18 protein-coding genes and 1 pseudogene are annotated in these 18246 nt (G+C 69.0%); 11 read left to right on the top strand and 8 right to left on the bottom strand.

Annotation, left to right across the window (positions count from 1 at the left end; all coding sequences use genetic code 11):
* Nucleotides 1–397: 397 nt before the first annotated feature.
* From K338_RS0117300 to K338_RS0117285, 4 genes are all read right to left on the bottom strand, one after another.
* Nucleotides 398–1126 carry an alpha/beta hydrolase-fold protein gene (locus K338_RS0117300; RefSeq protein WP_157612595.1) on the bottom strand — a complete coding sequence of 243 codons (729 nt, stop codon included), beginning with the start codon at nucleotides 1124–1126 and terminating at the stop codon, nucleotides 398–400.
* Between the two features lie 96 nt (nucleotides 1127–1222).
* Nucleotides 1223–2077, bottom strand: a complete 855-nt coding sequence (locus K338_RS0117295; RefSeq protein ID WP_169579581.1) for a carbohydrate ABC transporter permease — start codon at nucleotides 2075–2077, stop codon at nucleotides 1223–1225.
* The gene (locus K338_RS0117290) at nucleotides 2064–2990 is read right to left on the bottom strand and encodes a carbohydrate ABC transporter permease (protein WP_022919417.1); all 927 of its coding nucleotides are present in this window, start codon (nucleotides 2988–2990) and stop codon (nucleotides 2064–2066) included. The genes K338_RS0117295 and K338_RS0117290 overlap by 14 nt, the downstream gene beginning before the upstream one ends.
* 18 nt (nucleotides 2991–3008) lie before the next feature.
* Complete coding sequence (locus K338_RS0117285; RefSeq protein WP_022919416.1) at nucleotides 3009–4307, bottom strand: ABC transporter substrate-binding protein; 1299 nt, start codon at nucleotides 4305–4307, stop codon at nucleotides 3009–3011.
* A gap of 197 nt (nucleotides 4308–4504) precedes the next feature.
* On the opposite strand from K338_RS0117285, the gene K338_RS0117280 reads away from it, so the two are divergent.
* The 3 genes from K338_RS0117280 (at nucleotide 4505) to K338_RS0117270 (ending at nucleotide 7019) form a co-directional block, all read left to right on the top strand.
* A complete protein-coding gene (locus tag K338_RS0117280) occupies nucleotides 4505–5491 on the top strand; it encodes a DUF6772 family protein (protein WP_245542999.1) in 987 nt (328 codons plus the stop codon).
* A 125-nt stretch (nucleotides 5492–5616) separates the two neighbouring features.
* A complete protein-coding gene (locus tag K338_RS0117275; protein WP_157612593.1) occupies nucleotides 5617–5847 on the top strand; it encodes a DUF6385 domain-containing protein in 231 nt (76 codons plus the stop codon).
* A gap of 146 nt (nucleotides 5848–5993) precedes the next feature.
* Nucleotides 5994–7019 (top strand): LacI family DNA-binding transcriptional regulator, encoded by a 1026-nt coding sequence (locus tag K338_RS0117270; protein ID WP_084481423.1) that lies wholly within the window; start codon nucleotides 5994–5996, stop codon nucleotides 7017–7019.
* 145 nt (nucleotides 7020–7164) lie between these two features.
* Here K338_RS0117270 and K338_RS0117265 read toward each other — a convergent pair whose 3' ends face one another.
* The 3 genes from K338_RS0117265 to K338_RS0117255 form a co-directional block, all read right to left on the bottom strand.
* Nucleotides 7165–8199 (bottom strand): LCP family protein, encoded by a 1035-nt coding sequence (locus K338_RS0117265; RefSeq protein WP_022919412.1) that lies wholly within the window; start codon nucleotides 8197–8199, stop codon nucleotides 7165–7167.
* A 151-nt stretch (nucleotides 8200–8350) separates the two neighbouring features.
* On the bottom strand, nucleotides 8351–9391 hold the full coding sequence (locus K338_RS0117260; RefSeq protein ID WP_022919411.1) for an aldo/keto reductase: 1041 nt from the start codon (nucleotides 9389–9391) through the stop codon (nucleotides 8351–8353).
* Between the two features lie 31 nt (nucleotides 9392–9422).
* Complete coding sequence (locus tag K338_RS0117255) at nucleotides 9423–11720, bottom strand: helicase-associated domain-containing protein (RefSeq protein WP_022919410.1); 2298 nt, start codon at nucleotides 11718–11720, stop codon at nucleotides 9423–9425.
* 103 nt (nucleotides 11721–11823) lie between these two features.
* Here K338_RS0117255 and K338_RS0117250 point away from each other — a divergent pair, with 103 nt between their 5' ends.
* The 8 genes and pseudogenes from K338_RS0117250 (at nucleotide 11824) to K338_RS0117220 (ending at nucleotide 17919) form a co-directional block, all read left to right on the top strand.
* Nucleotides 11824–12207, top strand: a complete 384-nt coding sequence (locus K338_RS0117250) for a cold-shock protein (RefSeq protein WP_022919409.1) — start codon at nucleotides 11824–11826, stop codon at nucleotides 12205–12207.
* Nucleotides 12204–13160, top strand: a complete 957-nt coding sequence (locus K338_RS0117245) for a DUF3027 domain-containing protein (RefSeq protein ID WP_022919408.1) — start codon at nucleotides 12204–12206, stop codon at nucleotides 13158–13160. The genes K338_RS0117250 and K338_RS0117245 overlap by 4 nt, the downstream gene beginning before the upstream one ends.
* Nucleotides 13161–13311: 151 nt before the next feature.
* The gene (locus tag K338_RS23620; protein WP_040654304.1) at nucleotides 13312–13593 is read left to right on the top strand and encodes a hypothetical protein; all 282 of its coding nucleotides are present in this window, start codon (nucleotides 13312–13314) and stop codon (nucleotides 13591–13593) included.
* A 183-nt stretch (nucleotides 13594–13776) separates the two neighbouring features.
* Nucleotides 13777–15015, top strand: a complete 1239-nt coding sequence (locus tag K338_RS0117235; protein ID WP_022919406.1) for an MFS transporter — start codon at nucleotides 13777–13779, stop codon at nucleotides 15013–15015.
* A 127-nt stretch (nucleotides 15016–15142) separates the two neighbouring features.
* Complete coding sequence (locus K338_RS0117230; protein ID WP_022919405.1) at nucleotides 15143–15739, top strand: hypothetical protein; 597 nt, start codon at nucleotides 15143–15145, stop codon at nucleotides 15737–15739.
* Nucleotides 15740–15768: 29 nt separating this feature from the next.
* Nucleotides 15769–15876, top strand: a pseudogene (locus K338_RS26295) (hypothetical protein); the annotation flags it as partial.
* 67 nt (nucleotides 15877–15943) lie between these two features.
* Nucleotides 15944–17185, top strand: a complete 1242-nt coding sequence (locus K338_RS23615) for a M81 family metallopeptidase (RefSeq protein ID WP_245542997.1) — start codon at nucleotides 15944–15946, stop codon at nucleotides 17183–17185.
* Complete coding sequence (locus tag K338_RS0117220; protein ID WP_022919404.1) at nucleotides 17185–17919, top strand: copper homeostasis protein CutC; 735 nt, start codon at nucleotides 17185–17187, stop codon at nucleotides 17917–17919. Before K338_RS23615 ends, K338_RS0117220 begins: the two co-directional genes overlap by 1 nt.
* Here the strand turns inward: K338_RS0117220 and K338_RS0117215 are convergent.
* Nucleotides 17906–18246, bottom strand: a 341-nt coding sequence (locus K338_RS0117215; protein ID WP_027286975.1) for an ISL3 family transposase, incomplete at its 5' end; no start/stop codon positions are given. The two genes, K338_RS0117220 and K338_RS0117215, sit on opposite strands and share 14 nt — an antisense overlap.

Raw genomic sequence — 18246 nt, 5'->3', positions numbered from 1 at the left:
ATGGTGAACGCCAGGGGTTCGATGAATCGATGGGGTGCAGAGGGCTGCGGTGGGCCCGAAGTCACGCGCAGGGGAGGCCTCGCTGCAGGCGTAGTGCAGAGCTCAGGCGCGAATCGGCGCAGCGTTCCCGGGGCTGGCCTCGGGATGGCCGCAGGGAGTGCGAGGGCGGGCGAAGGGGTTGATCGGTATGACGATAGTCGATCAAACATTCGAGTATATGTGTGCGGGCACAGGTAGTTCATCGTTGCGTTATGCGCCCGAAAGAAGAGTTCAAGTGGAGGGCAGTAGCAACGAAGGTCGGCCGCAATATTTGCCCGGAATTGTCGGTCAGAGGTGTTGTCGGATCGGCGCCTCCATGCTCAGGTGTCGGAATGGCACGTGCGGTGCACACATGAACTCATCGGCGGTGGTAAGAAGCCGACATGCGATCGAGCGCCGCCACCGCGTCCGGAATCCAACCGGCGTCCCACCGGTGCTCGTGCTTGGTGTCGTTGGCGTAGACGTGCGCAATTTCGAGCTCGTCCAGGAGCTCATGGGCTGCGGTCAGGTGGTCGTAGGACCAGGAGGGCGGGTTCTTGCCGAAGTTGGCGTATCCGTACAGACCGATCCGCGGGGTGGGCCCGAGGCTCTGGCCCCGTGTCCGGAGCAGGTGCGGGATGGCGAAGTCTCGGAAGTGCTCTGCGTTCGGCCAGAAGTAGGGCATCTCCCACTGGTCGGGCTGCTCCTTCATGATCGGTGCGTCGTGCGCGGCCGCTGCGGTGAACAGCTCCGGGTACCGGAGCAACAGCTGGAGCGCGGCCGAACCCGCCTTGCTGTGCCCGATCAGGAGCCTGGTGGCACCGGGGTAGAGCCCGTCGATGAATGGCACGACGTCCTCGATGAAGTACAGCACCTGCTGGAACATCTGCTGGTCCGGTAGATCGGTCATCCACGGCCAGTCCGAATAGCTCGGGGCCACGGCCACCATGCCGTACCGGTTGTGCAGGTCGTTTCGCAGGATCTCATCGAGCCCGTCCCCGGAGCGGTGGCTGAGCTCCGGGCACGAGGGCAGCACGAACAGGAGTCGGCGTGGTGTGGCGGCGTCGACGACGTCAGGTTCGAGCACTCTGATGATCGTCTCGAACATCTGCCGATCCGACCTCACCGTGTACTGCAGGTAGTTCAGCCGCAAGGGGCCGGAGTATTCCGCGGGCACTGGCTTCCTCTCAGAGTCTGGATTTCGTCAGGACTTCAGCCCACCGGCGGTGAGCCCCGAGACCACGTGTCGTTGGGCGATCAGGAACACGATCAGCACTGGCAGCACCGACAGCGTCGTGGCCGCCATCTGCACGTTCCAGCGCGGTCCCGCCAGCGGGTCCTCAAAGAGTGTGAGGGCGACTGGCACGGTCAAGTTCGCCTGCGAACGCAGGTACACCAGAGGTTCGAGGAACTGGTTCCAGCTGAACCACGCGGTGAACACCACGGCCGAGGCGATGGCGGGCCGCACGAGCGGGAGGAAGATCTGCACCATCGTTCGTGCTCGGCTTGCGCCGTCAAGGGTTGCTGCCTCCTCGAACTCGGCCGGCAGGGTGACGAAGGCCTGGCGCAGGATGAACATGGCCACCGGCGCAGTGGACAGCAGTGCGGTGAACAGCACCAGGGGGATGTAGGTGTCGATCCATCCGAGCTGGGCGGCTTGTTCGAAGAGCGGCACGATGACCGCCTCCGGTGGGATGAAGATGCCGCTGAGCAGCACCACGAAGATGACCGCCGCACCGGCAGGACGCACCCGGCCCAGAGCGTAGCCGGCCGGGATGGCTACCAGCAGCGTCAGTGCGCACACCAGGACCATCACGACGACGGAGTTGAGGATCGGTCGTCCGAAGGGCTGCAGCGTGAAGACCTCGACGTAGTTGCTCCACTGGAAGACCTCAGGCAAGATCGTCGGCGGATAGCGCAGGATCTCGCTGATCGACTTCAACGACCCGCTGAGCATCCACAGGATGGGGCCGATGAAGAGGAAGGAGATCACGCTGAGCAGCAGGTAGCTCGGCACGCGGCGCAACGCGACAGAGCGGCGTCGATCAGTCGTCTTCATGGAAGACCAGCCTCCTTCGAACCAGCCAGACGAGGCCGATGAGCGCGAGGACGAGGGCGAACAGGAAGACGGCGAGTGCCGCGGCATATCCGATGTCGTTGAGTCGGAACGCCTGACGGTAGATCTCGAAGGCAAGCACCGAGGTCTGCACTCCGGGCCCGCCGTTGGTGAGCAGCAGGACAAGTTCGAACACCTTGAAAGACCCGCTGATCATCAGCATGAACACCATCAGGACCGCTGCTGAGATCTGCGGCAGCACCACGTGGCGGAACCGCGCCCAGCGGCCCGTGCCGTCGACGCGCGCCGCATCCAGCAGGTCCTGGGGCACACCCTGCAGCGCCCCCAGGAAGATCATCACGTTGATGCCGACGTTCTTCGTGATCTGGATGACGGCGAAGACCGCCAACGTGAGCCAACCGCCGCGCAGCCACGGTATCGGGCCGATGCCGACGAGCCCCACGATCCCGTCGAAGATCCCCTGCGGCTGGAGGATGAAGCGCCAGACCAGGGTCCAGGCCACTGTGGTGACCAGGGCAGGGATGAAGATCGCTGAGCGGAAGATGTTGATACCCGGCAGCGGCTGGTTGAGCAGCGTCGCCAGTGCTAGTGCCAGGACGGTGCCGACGACGCTGAGCACGATCACCAAGAAGAAGGTGTTCGAGAGGATGATCGACATCTCCGGATCGTTCGCGATCCGGAGGTAGTTGTCCCACCCGACGAACTCTCGCGTCCCGGCGAGGACGTTGACCTGCGTGACACTCAGCTGGATGACGCCGCCCACGGCGACGAGTCCGACGATCAGTAGGCCCAGCGTCTGCGGAGCGAGGAGTAGATACCCGAAGGTGGTCCGCCCGGCGTGGCGACTGCTACGCCGACGCCGGGCAGGACTCACCTGCTGGAGCGGTACAGCCACGTTCTGGTTCCCTGCCCGTCAGCCCAGGAGGGGCGCAATGTCTGCGCAGACGCTGATCATCGCTTCCTGCACGTCCGCATCCGGCTGGTAGAGATTGAGGTCCAACGAGGAGTTGAGGGCGTCAGCGACTGCCGAGTTGTCCTGTGCTACCGGGAACACCTGACCGTTGGCCGTGATGCCGTCGATGATCGGCTGCACCGCTTCGGTGGTGAGCACATCGGAGTTCTCCACGAAGGTCTCCGGGACCAGCAGGCTCTCTCGGATCGGTGGGAAGGCGCCGGAGTATTCCGCCATCGCGTCCTTGGTGGCCAGGAAGGTGACGAACTCCGCGGACTCCGTGGTGTGGTTGCCAGCGCTGAGCGCGACGATCGACGCCTGCCCGGTTGCCACCACGTCGCCAGCAGGGCCGCCAGGCGTCGGGGCGATGCCCCACTCGAACTCCACCTCGCTGAGGTTTCCGCTCGAGCCGAGGAACGCCGACGTTGCCCCGACCTGACCACCCCAGAAGTCGACCTGCCGACCGGGGACGGGCATCGAGCCATCGTCGAACGTCATGCCGTGGAACATCGACATCGCGTCCACCATCTCCGGTGAGTCCATGGTGCAGGCGGTCGCGTCGTCATTCCAGGGGGAGGCGCCGTAGGCTTCCATGTAGGGCAGCAGACGTGTCCAGTTCTGGAAGTCGAAGTCGTTGAGGGCGTAGCCGGGCAGCCCGAGCTCATCGCTCAGCTGCTGGGACGTTTCCCGGAACGCGTCCCAGGTCCAGTTCCCCTCGGCGATGAGCTGCTCCGGGTCCTTCACGCCGGCTTCGGCGTAGAGGTCCTTGTTGAAGTACATGATCAGGGGGCCAGTGGAGAACGGGATCCCGTAGACCGCCTCACCGTCCACCCAGTTCTCCAGCAAGGAGGGGACGAAGTCGTCAAAGTCGAAGTCGGGGGTGGCATCGATCGCTTCCCGCAGGTCGACGAGCGCACCTGCGCTGACGTACTCGCGGCTGCTCTCGACCGGAAGCCAGCTCACATCCGGCGGGTCGCCCGCGGCGATCTGCGTCGTGAACAGGGTGTCGAGGTCGGCCAGGTTGAAGCTCTCGATCGTCACGCTGGAGACTCGAGGGCTGGCCTCGGCGAACTCGTCGCCGAGAGACTGGAACATCTCGACGTGCTCGGGAGCGGCCGACCAGATGGTCATCCGGAGCTCGACATCATCGCCGGTGGACTCCTCGGTGGTGTCCCCGTCTGAAGTGCCCATGCACGCCGCTACCAGGCTGACCGTCGCGAGCGACGCGGCCGTGAGCAGTGCGCGGGAGTGCTTACGCATGGTGATCCTCCTTGATTCGGTAGCTGGTTGCAGCGTTGCCTGCGAAAAGCGTGTTGACGTGTGCGCCGTTGCGTGGGAAGTATAACGCTTAACCAAGATGAGAAGTCAACCTCTGCCTCGGGTGCCCCTGCATAGCGGTTGAACGGTTGACAGTGCGGAGATTCCACGCATAGCCTCCGGTAGCACAAGCGCGAAGCGTGGCGCTAGGATCGCCGCAACGCAGCACTTTAGCGATTTACCAGAAGAGGTTACTGATGAAGCGAGTCGTCGCCTACGGCCATGAGCTCGAGCGCTTCAACCCGCTGGCCCGGGTCGTGACGTTCGATGACTTCGACACCGGCTTCAACGGGTGGATGGACCTGACACCGAACTTCGTGAACGACGACTACGAGTCGTTCGACAGCGTCGTCGACCTGACGAGCTGGGCGCCGGCCATGCTCAGCTCTGCACCGATGCGTTTTGCTGCCTCGAATGGCTCCATGGACGGCACCTACTCCCTGAAGCTGACCACGGCGCCAGTGGCTGCCCGGCACACCGAACCGCCAGCCGACGGCAGCATGGGGGTCGTCGTCAAACGCCTCTCCCGGTACGGCGACCCGAGTCAGATCCAGATCGAGGCCTGGTACTCCTACACCCCGGCACAGGATCGAGTCGGCATCGGTGAGGAGGACATCCGAGCGTTCGGCTTCTACTTCGACATCCAGGACTCGGAGCACCGGTATATGCCGGGGGTGCGCTACGTGAATTCTCTCGATGGCAAGCTCGTCAAGCGCTGGCAGTACTGGAAGGCAGTCGAGGGCGTCACTCACGAGAGCTGGAATCACGGCGTCTCGAGCGGGTGGTGCAAGCCCGGTATCGACAATCTCTGGTACGGCCAACGTCACGAGGACGGCTCGTCGGACGGCTACCAGTGGGTGCCGGATGGTGAGCAGGATCTGCTGTACAACGAGAGTCCGGACAAGCTCAACTGGCTCTACTTCCGACTCACGGTCGACGTGCGCAATCGCGAGTACATCGAGCTGCAAAGCATGGACCGGGTCTTCGACCTGCGAGGGATCGCCCCGACGCTGTCCGACCGGTACCGCGCGATCGACAATCTGATCAACCCGATCTTCTACGTCGAGACGGACACGAACCGCGCCGTGCACCTGTTTCTTGACTCCGTCCTGTACTCGACCGAGTGACTCCGGTCCCGAATCGAAGGCGCGACATCGTGCAGAAGACTCACACATCCGTCCTGGCTCGCCGAGTGTGGATCCGCGGCCCGCATGCCACGCTGCCGTACGAGGCAGGGTGGGCGACCGAGGCAGTGTTCTTCACGCAGGCCGAAGAGGACCACCCCGAGCTCACCATCGGCGCCGAGATCTCCCCGGACGGGATCAGCTGGGTTCCCTGGGGTGATTCCGTCACGCTGGGCGAGGCTGACCGCATGGCGGCCCTGGCTCTGACCCGCTTCGGAAGCTGGGTGCGCCTCGTCCTGACCGGTGCGAGCGAGAGCAGGCCGGCGCGGGTCCTCGTTCACGTCTCTCTCAAGGGGTAGGACGTGCCTCCCAGCCGCAGTCCGGAGTATGGGAGAGCGTCAATCGGTACGAGCACGCTGCACGAGCAGTCGATACTGGCAGCAGTGCTGCGTTCGGCACCGGGCGCCGATGCGGTCCAAGGCTAGACGCGAGAGAGGGAGGTCTCATGGGTAGCTCGGTGAGGCGGGCGCCTCGGCTCGCTGAGGTAGCGAAGCTCGCCCAAGTGTCCACCGGTCTCGTGTCACGCATCGTGAACGATGACCCGACCTTGCGGGTGCGCGAAGAGACCCGTCAGCGGGTGCTCGACGCGGTCAAGATGCTGAACTACACGCCGGACATGTCGGCACGGGCGTTGCGCAGCGCGCACACGGGGATGCTGGGCTTCGCGCTGCACCACGCGAACGACCCGATCTACGTGCAGCTTGTCGATGCGGCCCAGACGCGAGCGTCAGAGCAGAACTACTCCTTGTTCCTCCTCAACACCGCTGAGCTGAAGGATCGGGGGGATGCATTCCGGGCGATCGTGCTCGGTCGGCGGGTGGACGGGCTCCTGATCCAGCTCGGTGTGGATGCCGATGAGAGCCCGCTACGAGAAGTCGCGCGTGCGGTGCCCTCGATCGTGTTCGGTGCCGACCGGGCTGATGACCTGCGCACCATCCGCCTCGATGATGCGGCGGCAGCACGGATGGCGACCCAGCACCTGATCGACGCCGGCCACAGGACCATTGCCTACCTCGGTGGGGGAGGGGCGTCGTCGCGCCGTCGCTATGACGGCTACTGTGCGGCTCTCGCCGATGCCGGACTGCCGGCGCTGCCACCGACCGAGGCTGGCTGGATGCCGGACACTGCCCACGATGCGACAGTGAGACTCGTGCGCGCCCAGCCCGGCATCACCGGGATTGTCGCGGTGACGACCACTACGGCGCTCGGTGTGCACTCCGGCATCGTCGCTGCCGGCCACACGATCCCCGACGACATCTCGTTGATCTCCGTGCACGACACCTGGTTCGCAGGGCACCTGAACCCGCCACTGACGGCGGTGGCGTTGCCCCTACCCGAGCTCGGCAGGCTGGCCGTGGATCTGCTGATCAAGCAGATTGACGACCCGAGCCCGGGCGAGGTCGTGGTTGACGACCCAGCTCCCCAGTTGATCGTCCGCGCATCGACAGGTGCACCGCCGGCACCCCGGTAGTTCTCGTGCCCGCGGGAGGTGTCCTTCGTAAAGAAGGCTCTGCCGCAGAACCGAGCAGCAGCAAGCGCCTGGACGTCGACGCGCAGCCGTGTCCTTGTGCTCCCGGCGCTGGGGCGGCTCGCGTGCGCGCTCAGTGAGCGATGAGCTACTCCACCGAGGAACCGAGCCGCTCGACCTCTGGGTGGTCGTCGAGATAGTCGGCCACCCGGTCTTCAGCGAACGCCTGGCAGAGGTCTTCCATCGCCTCGGGGTCCAGGTTCACGATCGACTGCCGACCGTCCGGGCTCCGCCCGGTACCCAGCACCGGTGCGCTGATGAAGGTGACATCTCCTGGCCGCACGTCCCGCATGGACAGTGCCAGGTCGCGCATCTCGCCGATGCTGAAGCCCTCGTCCACCGAGACGTTCTCGGCCACCACGGTGAGCAGATCTGTCAGTGCGACTGGGTTGGTGAGCACATCCCGGTCGAAGGCCGACGAGAGCATGGCTCGCATCCAGTTCTGCTGACGCTGCATCCGGGAGAAGTCGCCGCCGGAGAGACCGTGCCGCTGCCTGGTGTAGGCGAGGGCCTGCTCACCGTTCAATGTGCGGGTTCCCGCCGCGATCGTCTGCCCGCCGACCTCGAGCGGTTGCGTGAGGGTGATCTCCACGCCCCCGAGCTCGTCGGTGATGTCCTGGAAGGACTCGAAGTCGGTGACCACCATGTGGTCCAGGCGAATCCCGGTGAGGTGTTCCACGGTCTGGATCATCAGGGTCGGTCCGCCGAAGGAGTACGCGGCGTTGATCTTGTTGTCCCCGTATCCCCGGACAGGTACCCAGGAGTCGCGCGGGATGGACATGACGGTGACGGACTCACGGTCGCCACTGATCGAAGCGATCATGATCGCATCGGTGCGCTGTGCCCCGGCCTGCCACTGGGACGGGTCGCCAGCGGAGATCCGGCTGTCCGACCCCAGCACGAGGATGTTCACCGGGTCGGCGGTCTCCGTCTCGCCCTCGGTGGACGCTGGCTGCGTCGGGCGGTCGCTCCCGAGGTCCGCGAACGGGTCGCCGAAGCGTTCCATCGCGTTGTCCAACCGGTGCTGCACGTAGAGCACGCTTGCCACCGCGCCCACGACCAGAAGGCCGACCAAGGACACGGCAATGACCAGCGCCAGCCTGGTGCGAGAGCGACGACTCATGGGCCCATCCCGATCTACCGCCATTGCGTGATGACGGCGGGGCCGCAATCACGTCATGAACTCACGTGAAACACTTCTAAGTAGACCACTCGGCACTTCCGATTGGTGACGATTGTACGGTTGTGTCGTCCGCTACCTGCCCGTGCGGGCTCTACCGCACGAAGATCTCCTTCAGCGCCCCCAGCTGCTCGTCGGTCAGCTCCAAGGTGCCGGCAGCGGCGTTGTCCTCGAGCTGGGCGACGCTGGAGGAGGACGGGATCTGCGTGCCCATCCCGTCCAGGGTGAGGATGTAGGCAAGCGTCAGCGTGCTCACCTTCACCTCCCAGTCCCGGGCGAGCTCGCCGAGGCGGCGCACGGCGGCGAGCTTGTCCTCGCCGATCCCGGAGAAGGTGCCCTCGTCGAACAGCCGGTCGCCGGGGCCCACCTTGTCCGGGTCCAAGTAGCGCTCGGTGAGCAGGCCCTGGGCGAGCGGGGAGTACGGCACGAAGGAGACACCCTCCCGGGCGCACAGGTCCAGCACCCCGGGCAGGCTCTCCCCGTTCAGCGGGTCGAACCGGTTCTGCACCGCGATCGGGCGGGTACGCCGGGAGAGCGTCTCGCTGATCCGCAGGCACTCACCGAGCTGGGCGGCGGAGAAGTTGGAGACCGCCAGGTAGCGCACCGTGCCCTGGCTGACCAGGTCCTCCACGGTCTCCAGGCTCTCCTCCAGCGGCACGTTCTCGTCGAACCGGTGGAACCAGAGCACATCCAGGTAGTCGGTCTGCAGCCGCTCCAGGGACGCCTTCACCGACTCGATGATCTGCAGCCGGGACAGTCCCGCGTGGTTCGGGGTCCAGCCGTCCATCCCACCGTGGGTCTTGGTGGCCAGCACCACGTCCCGCCGGCGCTGCGGGTTGTCGGCCAGCCAACGGCCGATCAGCCGCTCAGAGTTACCGGAGGCGGCGTTGTACCGGTTCGCGGTGTCCCAGAACATCACGCCCAGCTCGCAGGCACGGTCCATGATCGCCGCCGCCCCCTCCGGGTCGATGCGGGCGCCGTCGCCGGTGTCCGGGAAGCCGAACTTCCACGTGCCCAGGCCGATCGCCGGGCCCTGCAGGCCGCTGCGGCCGAGGTAGCGGTAGGGCATGCCCTGGTAGTCGTGCGCCTGGTAGGTCACGTTGTACAGGTCGGTGTTCGGTGTGAGCGGATCCATGCTCCGATCCTGGCACACCAACCCGGTCCGTTCAGCCGGTGCCCACCGGCCGGACGGAGGCGATCCGGTGCGCCGCCACGGTGATCTCCGCATCGCGGCGCACGTCCAGCACCCGGATCCGGCCGGCGTCCACGGTCAGCGGCCGCACCACCCGGGACTGCACCCCGCCCTGCGCGCCGGCCATCACCAGCTCTACGTCCGCCCCACGGGAGGCGGCCACCCGGAGCGCCTCCAACGTGTCTGCCGGTGGACCGGGCTGTTCCGCCCGGGCCCGGAGCAGCTCGTGGGCGCGCTGCTCCCCAGCGCGCATCGCGGCGATCACCGCCGGCACCGGTTCCCCAGGCTCAGCGGGCGGTGCTCCTGGACGCACCGCCCGCACCGGGGACGCGGCGGTCGCCGGTAGCGTCAGCGCGGTGCCGTCGGGGCCTTCCAGCACTCCGGCCAGCCCGGCCGCGGCCAGCGCGTGCGCCACGTCCCGGGCATCGGCGCGGGCCACCAGCACCGTGGGTGCGATCGTGTGCAGGCCCAGGTGGGTCAGCTCCGGATGAGCCAGCACCCGGCCGAGCGCTGCAGGGTCCTCGGCGCGCAGGTACGCCCCGGCCGCCCCCACCCGCACGGCACCGTGCGAGCGGGCCACGTCGTGCACCAGGTACTCCAGCGGCTGCGGCAGCGGCGTCACCGAGACCGCTCGCAGCTGCTCCAGCAGGTCCTCGGCCGCCAGCCCGGAGTCCAGTGCTCGGCGCACCGAGTCCGCCGAGAACCGCACAGTCATCCCAGGTCCGCGGCTCTCGACGTCTGCGACCAGCTCCACCAGCGACCGCAACCCGGGCTCCGGCCGGCCCGGCACCACAGCGGTGAGGTCGCCCTGGACGATCATCTCCTGCACTGCCGGCGGGATCGTCTCGGCCAGCTCGGCGGCCAGCAGCCTGGCCCCGTCCGCCACCAGGTCCGTCTCGCCCTTCGCACGGCCTGGCTCGGTGACCTCCAGCAGCAGCCGGCCGGCCGGGGTGAGCGCCCCGGCCCCGGTGAGCCCCAGCGCCGCCGCCTCGGCCAGCAGCGCCTGCACCGCCGGCAGCGGCGGCACCGCCTTGGCGGTGTGCCAACCCAGGTGCGCACGCACCTGCTCCGCGCTCGGAGCAGCATCCTGCCGCCAGGCTGCCAACGCCTGCAGCACCCGACGGCGCAGCACCGGTGCCCAGTGCCGCTGCAGGTCCGGCTCCAGCGCCGCACGCAGCACCCCACGTTCGGTGCGGGTACCGGCCAGCCACGGGGTACGGGCCCAGCCCACCCACACCAGCAGCAGGTCGGCCCACCGCCCGGCCAGATCCAGGTCTGGCCACTCGACGGCCTCCTCGCTGGCCGTCCACCACGAACCGTCGGCGTCGGTGCGCTGCCCGAGCAGCCCGCTCGCCCCGGCGAGCTCCACGACCAGGGCGAGCTCCGCCGTCGGGAGCTGGAACGAGGAGGCAAGCTGACGCAGCTCCCGCACCCCGACCCCACCGGAACGCAGCACCGGCACCGGCCGGGACCGCCAGGTGCCCACCAGCGCTTCGATCTGCTCCAGCAGCTGCTCCCCGGCCCGGGCCGACTCCGCCAGCACCATCTCGCGGGAGCGCACCGGCGCCTCGGGCAAGGGAGGGGCCAGCGGCACGTGCGGCGCCAGCCGGTCTCCCCGGGCCGCCAGCGCCACCTCCCGGGGTAGCACCAGCTCCGTGGCCGACATCCGCACCAGCACGTGGTTGTCCAGCAGCCACCTGGCCCCGGGTGGCACGTCGTGGGAGACGGTGCCGACCGGCGGGCCCCAGGTGAGCGCGTCCAGCATCCGCCGCGCCGGCTCCGGCGCCTTGGCCAGCGCGGAGCGCACCGCCCGTGGTGTGGTCGGCCACCCCTCCGCCGGCGGCACACCCAGCTCGGCCAGCCGCGGGCCCAACCCCAACGGGTGCGGACCCAGGCACTCCCGCAGCGTCGGCACCGGCACCAGCCGGCCCGCCTCGGGCAGCAGCAGCGCCAGAGCGGTCAGCTCCGCAGTCTGCGCACTGGTGTCCCGCCCGACGGCGGAGTCCAGCTGGGCCTGCGTCGGCGCTCTGCTCTCGGCGAGCACCACGACCGACTCCAGCGTGGTCAGGGTAGGGGCGTCCAGGCTCGCCAAGGCACGGGAGACCGAGGCTCGCGCCCCGGCGCGGGAAGCGAGCGCGGTCAACGACGACGGCGGCGGGGTGGCCAGGTCGGGGCGGCGGCGGAGCAGGTGCTCCAGTCGTGCGTCGTCCCAGGTCCGCACCGCCTCAGCGAGATCGGGTGAGGACCCTGCGGTGGGAGCATGGCCGGGCATCCGCACTAGTCTACGGCGGGGTTCCCTGCAGTAAACTGGGTGCACGGATACGCACTGCGTGCCTCGAGCGTTCCCCTCCCACGAGAGAAAGACGGGTAGACACGTGCCCACCGGCAAGGTCAAGTTCTTCGACGCCGACCGCGGCTTCGGGTTCATCGGCTCGGACGACGGCGGCGAGGTCTTCCTGCATGCCTCGGCGCTGCCGGCAGGAGCCCCCGCCCCGCGCCCGGGCACCCGGGTGGAGTTCGGTGTGGCCGACGGCCGCCGCGGTCCGCAGGCGCTGTCAGTGACCATCCTCGATCCTGCCCACTCGGTCACCCGCAACCAGCGCCGCTCCGCCGAAGACATGGGCCCGATCGTGGAGGACCTGATCCGCCTGCTGGACCGGGCCGGGAACCGGCTACGCTCCGGGCGCTACCCCGACCGGGCCGAGTCCGCGAAGCTGGCGAAGATGCTGCGCGTCGTCGCCGACGAGTTCGACGTATGAGGGCCGCTGCGGCCACCCGTCCGGCAACGGGCCGCAAACCCACCTCCGACACGGTGCTCGAGGCTGCCGTGGACCTCGCCCGCGCCGCGCTCGGCGACGAGCCGGTGGGCGAGCACCTCGGCTTCACCCTGGAGGCCGAGCGTCTCGGCACGCACTACTTCGCCGCCACCACCCCCGGCTACCACGGGTGGCGCTGGTACGTGACGCTCTCCCGGATCCCGCGTTCGCGCAACGCGACCGTGTGCGAGTCCGGGCTGCTGCCCGGAGAGGACTCACTGCTCGCCCCAGCCTGGTTGCCGTGGGCGGAGCGGCTCGCCCCGGGGGACGTGGGCCCCACCGACCGGCTGCCCTACGTGGCCGGCGACGACCGCCTCGAGCCCGGCTGGACCGCTGGCACCGGGGACGAGGAGATGGACCGGCTCGCGCTGCGCGAGCTGGGCCTCGGCCGCGACCGGGTGATGAACCGCAAGGCTCTCGACGACGCAGCCACCCGTTGGTACGAAGGCTCCCGTGGGCCGGACACGGCCGGGGCGCGCGCCGCTGGCGCCTCCTGCGCCAGCTGCGGGTTCGTGGTGCCGCTGGCCGGGTCGCTGGGGCAGCTCTTCGGGGTGTGCGCGAACGAGTGGTCCCCGGACGACGGCAAGGTGGTCTCCCTGGACCACGGTTGCGGGGCGCACTCGGAGACCGACCTGAACGTCGGCGGGCACGAGTGGGAGCAGCCCGACCTGCACGTGGACGAGTACGACCTGGACGTGGTGGCACTGCCCGCAGAGACTGGGCAGCCTGCGGAGCCTGGTGCGCAGGAAGCCGATGCGGCACCGGGGGCCGCTGCGGTGGGTGCAGCGCAGGAGCCTGGCCAGGCCGCTGACGCTGAGGCGCCCGAGCAGGGCGACAGCGGCACACCCACGGGCCAGACGTCGTCGGAATCCGCTTCCCGAAAGACCACCGACTAACGACTTTTCCGCGTAGTATCAGGGCTGCATGGGGTATTCCCGTGTATAGGCCGAGGCAGGCGGCAGACTCGCGCGAGCGATGATCCACATGATTCGCTACAGTGGGAGACCCGTCTCTCGGGGGACAACAGGCTAAGGAGCCGAGAGAATCATGAGAGAGAAAGCGACACGTCGGGCCCGGTGGGCAGCGGTTGCCGGCGGTGCGGTGTGTGCGGTGCTGCTGATGGCACCGGGCGCATCGGCCAGCACTACCGCAGGATGGGGCGACGAGCTCATCCAGCTCAACCCGGACGGTCAGCAGACCCAGGGCTGGGGTGATGAGCTCATCAACGGTGGTGATGGTGGCGTTCAGACCTCAGGGTGGGGCGACGAGCTCATCAACGGTGGCGGCGGTGGCGTCCAGACCTTCGGCTGGGGCGACGAGCTGATCTGACCGTGAGCCTTCGCTGACCCGCCCCAGACGGGTCAGCCATCGGCTCCTGAGCACCATGAGGCACCGCCCACCGCAGGGCGGAGCCAAGACGGGTTCCCCCGTCGACGGCGGCCGCGTCCGTGCCTCGGACGCGGCCGCCGTCGTATCCGTAGCCTCTGGCATCATGACTCGAGTGATGACCTGGTGAGCGGCGCCCAGCAGTTCACCTCGCTGCGCCCGCTGCTGCCCGGCGTGTACCTGCCGTCGCTGCTGTTCAGCATCGGCATCGGCGCCATGATGCCGATGATCGCGGTCAGCGCCGTGAACCTCGGCGCCGATGCGGCCGGGGCCGCGTTGCTGGTCGCGATCCTGCCGGTCGGACAGATCATCGCCGACGTGCCCGCCGGCGCACTGGCCGCACGCCTCGGGGACCGGCTCGCGATGATCTGCTCGTCCCTGGTGGCGATGGTCGCGTTGGCGGGGTGCGCCCTGGCACCCAACCTGGGCGTGCTCGCGCTGGCTGTGCTGCTCACCGGCGCGACCAACGCCGTCTACGGGCTGGCCCGGCAGGCCTACCTCACCGAGGTGATCGCCCCGATGCGCCGCGCCCGGGCGATGTCCGCCTTGGGTGGTGTAGCCCGCATCGGCCTGTTCCTCGGCCCGTTCGCCGGTGCGGCGCTCGTGCACGGCAACGAGAACCCGGCACCCTCCTACTGGCTGGCCGTGATCACCTCGCTCATCTCCGCCCTGGTGGTCTGGTTCCTCGTACCCAGCGAGGGGCACCGCCCGCACGGCAGCGGCAGCTCTGCGCCAGCGCGGGTCTCCACCTGGGACGTGCTGCGCAGCTTCCGGGCCACGTTCGCCACCCTGGGCATCGCAGTGCTGCTGGTGGGTGCGGTGCGTGGTGCCCGGCAGAGCGTACTGCCGCTGTGGACCGAGCACCTCGGCTTCGCCCCGGCCACCACCAGCCTGGTGTTCGGCCTCGCCGGTGCGGTGGACATGCTGCTGTTCTACCCGGCCGGGAAGGTGATGGACCGGCTCGGTCGGCTCTGGATCGCGATCCCCTCGATGCTGGTGATGGCCCTGGCGATGGTGCTGCTGCCGCTGACGCAGAGCCTGCCGGCGGTGATCACAGTGGCGCTGCTGCTCGGCATCGGCAACGGCATCGGCTCAGGCATCCTGATGACCCTCGGCGCGGACACCGCCCCAGAACGTGGGCGCGCACAGTACCTGGGCATCTGGCGGCTGTTCGGCGACACCGGCAACGCCGCCGGGCCGCTCGGCGTCTCCCTCGGCGCTGCACTCGGCTCTCTGGGTGCCGGGGTGATCGCGATGGGCGGCATCGGTGTGCTCGCCACCGCCGCGCTCGGGCGATGGGTACCCCGCTGGAGCGACCATGCCAACGCGACCACCCGCCGTCGAGCCGGTCTGAGCGGGCCATGACCGGCGTGGCACTTCCGGACGGTGTGCAGAGGACCACCCCTGGTGACCAGCGCGGACGGCCGCGCGTCGGCCTGCACCCGGCAGTGTGACGTGGGACACTTCGGCTGAGCCATCCTTGGAGGCGGACATGATTGCGACCAACGACGAGCTGCGTCCCGAACAACGCCCCGACAGGTCCGGTGCCTTCGCTCAGGTGCTGGCCTACGGCCGCAAGGTGGCCCGCGACCTCGCCCTGACCGGTGTCCCCGAGGACTCCTACGCCGTGCAGGAAGCACGTCAGCCTCCACCGCATGCCCGGTATGGGTTCGCCGGCTTCGCCGACGATGTCAGCGCCCCCGTGCGCGAACGGCGCTCGAGCATCGGCGGCTGGCGGGTGTACCAGCGGCTGCTGGACGAGACCATCCGCCTCGACGAACGCGGCAACCAGGTCGGCCCGGCCACCTCCCGCACTGTGCGGGAGATCTGGTTGCTGCGCAGCGGTGCCCTGCAGGAGGTCGTGCTGCACACCGAGGCGGACGGGGCGTGCAGTGCCCAGTCCGCCCCGCTCACCGAAGGTGTGGCGCACGCGATCACCGACTCCGAGCAGTGGCGCCAGGAACGGTCCAGCCATGCGGGGGTGCGGTTGCTGCGGCGCACCGCGGTCCTCACCCCCAGCGAGGCGGATCCGGAGTTCGCCGCGCTGGAGGGCCTGCTGCGCGAGCTGCGTGGACGGATGCAGCGCTGAGGGGCCGACCCCGGATCGCCGTTCTTGGCATGGCGATCGAGTCCAGTGTGTATTCCCAGCACCGGGCCGGGTACCGGGACTTCCGGATGCTGGAGGGGGAGGCGGTACTGGGGCGGTACCCGTTCCTGGCGGCGGATGCGCCGCTGCGGGCAGCGGCCGAGTGGCTGGGCGTGTTCCAGGCCCGGTCCATCCCCGGGTGGGCGGGTGCTTCCGCGGGTGTATGCGGACTTCCGGGACCGGATGGTCCGCCGGCTGGCCTCGCTGGTAGCGGACGGCGGTGTGGATGGCGTGTACCTGGATATCCACGGCGCGATGAGCGTGGTCGGCATAGACGACGCCGAGGGCGACCTGGTCACCGCCCTGCGGCAGGTGGTGGGGCCGGAGACGCGGGAGCGCTCCGCCCGGGACCTGGTGGACTGGCTCGGGCGGGACGAGCGGCCGGTGCGGGCGTGGGTGCCGGTGCCGATCCTGCTCGCTGGGGAGCAGACCTCCACCCGGGTGGAACCAGCCCGGATCCTGTATGGGCGGCTGCCGGAGGTGACCGCTCGTTCCGGGGTGACCGATGCCGGGATCTGGGTGGGGTACGCCTGGGCGGACGAACCACGTTGCCATGCGACCGTGCTGGTGACCGGGTCGGACGCGGCGGCGGTGACATCTGCGGCGGAGGAGGTGGCCGCCCAGCTGTGGCGGGTGCGGGAGGAGTTCGACTTCGTGGCGCCGACCGGCACGTTGGACGAGGCGATCGACGCGGCACTGGTGCACGTGGCTCGTGGGGGAGCCGGCCCGTACCTGGTCAGCGACTCCGGCGACAACCCCGGTGCGGGCGGTTCTGGGGACGTGACCTGGACCCTGACGCGGCTGCTGGGCCGCGCGGACCTCACCGGCCCCGGCGCCCCGGTGACGTACGTGGCCTCGGTGTTTGACGCCGTCGCCATCGAGGAGCTGTTCGCCGCGCCGCTCGGCGAGCAGGTGAGCGTGACCGTGGGGGCGCGGGTGGATGACCGGGTGAGCGGCCCGGTATCGGTGACGGGTGTGCTGCTCAGCCGGCACGAGGGCGACCCTGCGGCGGGACGGATCGCTGTGCTGGCGGTCGGCGGGCTGCGGGTGATCATCACCGAGCTCCGCAAGGCGTTCCACGCCGTGGACGACTTCGCCCAGATCGGGCTGGACCCGGCGCACGCGGCGATCATCGTGACCAAGATCGGCTACCTGGAACCCACGCTGCACGACATTGCGGCGGGCTGGACGCTCGCGCTCACGCCGGGTCCGGTGGACCAGGACCTCGCGCGGCTCGGGCACCAACGGATCCGGCGGCCGATGTTCCCCTTCGATGCGTTCCTGGCTGAGCCGGCGCTCGCGGCAACTGTGCTGCGCGGGCGCGAGGTGGTCGGCGGGGTCGACCGGCCATCTGGGCTTGTGCGGCTCTCTGGCGGCGAGGAGGCATGATGACGGCGGTCGAGCTGGCGGTCCAGGACGTCGCCGGGGTGCGCATCGCCCAGGCGGTCGGGGTGGACCGGCTCGAGCTGTGCACCGCCCTGTCGCTGGGCGGGTTGACGCCGTCGGTGGCGCTGGTGGAGCGCGCGGTGGCCTCCGGTGTGCCGGTGCACGTGCTGGTGCGGCCGCGGGCCGGCGGGTTCGACTACGACTCGAACGAGCGGGCGCTGATCGTGGCGGATGCCCGGGCGGCGATGGCGGCTGGGGCTGCCGGCGTGGTGGTCGGTGGCACCGTGGCTGGCACTGCGCCCGGGGACGCGCGGCATGGTGTCGGGGGCTGGGCGGTGGACGAGGCGCTGCTGCGGGCCGTGCTGGACCTGGCCGGTGAGGTGACGTTCCACCGCGCCTTCGACGTGCTTGCCGTCCCGGAACGCGCGCTGGAGCAGCTGGCAGCGCTCGGTGTGCGCCGGGTGCTGACTTCTGGGGGAGGTGCGCGGGCGGTGGACTCGCTGCCCGCGCTGGCCCGGCTGCAGCAGCTGGCCGGTGACGGGCTGGAGATCATGGCCGGTGGTGGGGTGAGCCCGGAGAACGTCGTGCGGGTGGCGGCGACCGGGGTTGCTGCGGTGCACGCATCGGCCAAGCGCCGGGTGGCCCAGGGAGCGGGGTCGGCGCCGGCCGGTGCCCTGTCGCTCGGCTCAGCAGACACCGGGGAGTATGAGGGCTCTTCCGGATTCAGAGTGCGTTGATGCGGGCGGCGAGCTGGCCAGAGTGTAGGAGGCAGCGCAGGACGTAGTGGGTGAAGTTCCGAAAGCCGAGGGCGATCCCGCGCAGGTGCTCCAGTCGTCCGTTGATCGCCTCGACAGGCCCATTCGAGGCTCCCTCGTGGTCGAAGAACGCCAAGATCTGGTCTCGTTTGCGCCACAGGGTGCGCCCGAGCTGGGCGATCTCCTCCAGCCCGTCGGGCAGCCCACGGCGGAGCTTGTCGATGAGGGTGGCCATGAGCTTCTTGCCGGTGCGCCGGTCAGGGTGCTGATAGGCGGTGATGATGTCCTGATACACCAGGTAGGACACCT

Source organism: Ruania albidiflava DSM 18029 (assembly GCF_000421225.1).
In the GTDB taxonomy this organism is placed as follows: Bacteria; Actinomycetota; Actinomycetes; order Actinomycetales; family Beutenbergiaceae; genus Ruania; species Ruania albidiflava.
This window is presented reverse-complemented; position numbering and strand designations above follow the sequence as displayed.

Bases quoted from the DNA above. Each gene is read 5' to 3' on its own strand.
- K338_RS0117300 (WP_157612595.1), bottom strand. From the start codon at position 1,126: ATGTTCGAGACGATCATCAGAGTGCTCGAACCTGACGTCGTCGACGCC.
- K338_RS0117295 (WP_169579581.1), bottom strand. From the start codon at position 2,077: ATGAAGACGACTGATCGACGCCGCTCTGTCGCGTTGCGCCGCGTGCCG.
- K338_RS0117285 (WP_022919416.1), bottom strand. From the start codon at position 4,307: ATGCGTAAGCACTCCCGCGCACTGCTCACGGCCGCGTCGCTCGCGACG.
- K338_RS0117270 (WP_084481423.1), top strand. From the start codon at position 5,994: ATGGGTAGCTCGGTGAGGCGGGCGCCTCGGCTCGCTGAGGTAGCGAAG.
- K338_RS0117265 (WP_022919412.1), bottom strand. From the start codon at position 8,199: ATGAGTCGTCGCTCTCGCACCAGGCTGGCGCTGGTCATTGCCGTGTCC.
- K338_RS0117260 (WP_022919411.1), bottom strand. From the start codon at position 9,391: ATGGATCCGCTCACACCGAACACCGACCTGTACAACGTGACCTACCAG.
- K338_RS0117255 (WP_022919410.1), bottom strand. From the start codon at position 11,720: ATGCCCGGCCATGCTCCCACCGCAGGGTCCTCACCCGATCTCGCTGAG.
- K338_RS0117245 (WP_022919408.1), top strand. From the start codon at position 12,204: ATGAGGGCCGCTGCGGCCACCCGTCCGGCAACGGGCCGCAAACCCACC.
- K338_RS23620 (WP_040654304.1), top strand. From the start codon at position 13,312: ATGAGAGAGAAAGCGACACGTCGGGCCCGGTGGGCAGCGGTTGCCGGC.
- K338_RS0117230 (WP_022919405.1), top strand. From the start codon at position 15,143: ATGATTGCGACCAACGACGAGCTGCGTCCCGAACAACGCCCCGACAGG.
- K338_RS0117220 (WP_022919404.1), top strand. From the start codon at position 17,185: ATGACGGCGGTCGAGCTGGCGGTCCAGGACGTCGCCGGGGTGCGCATC.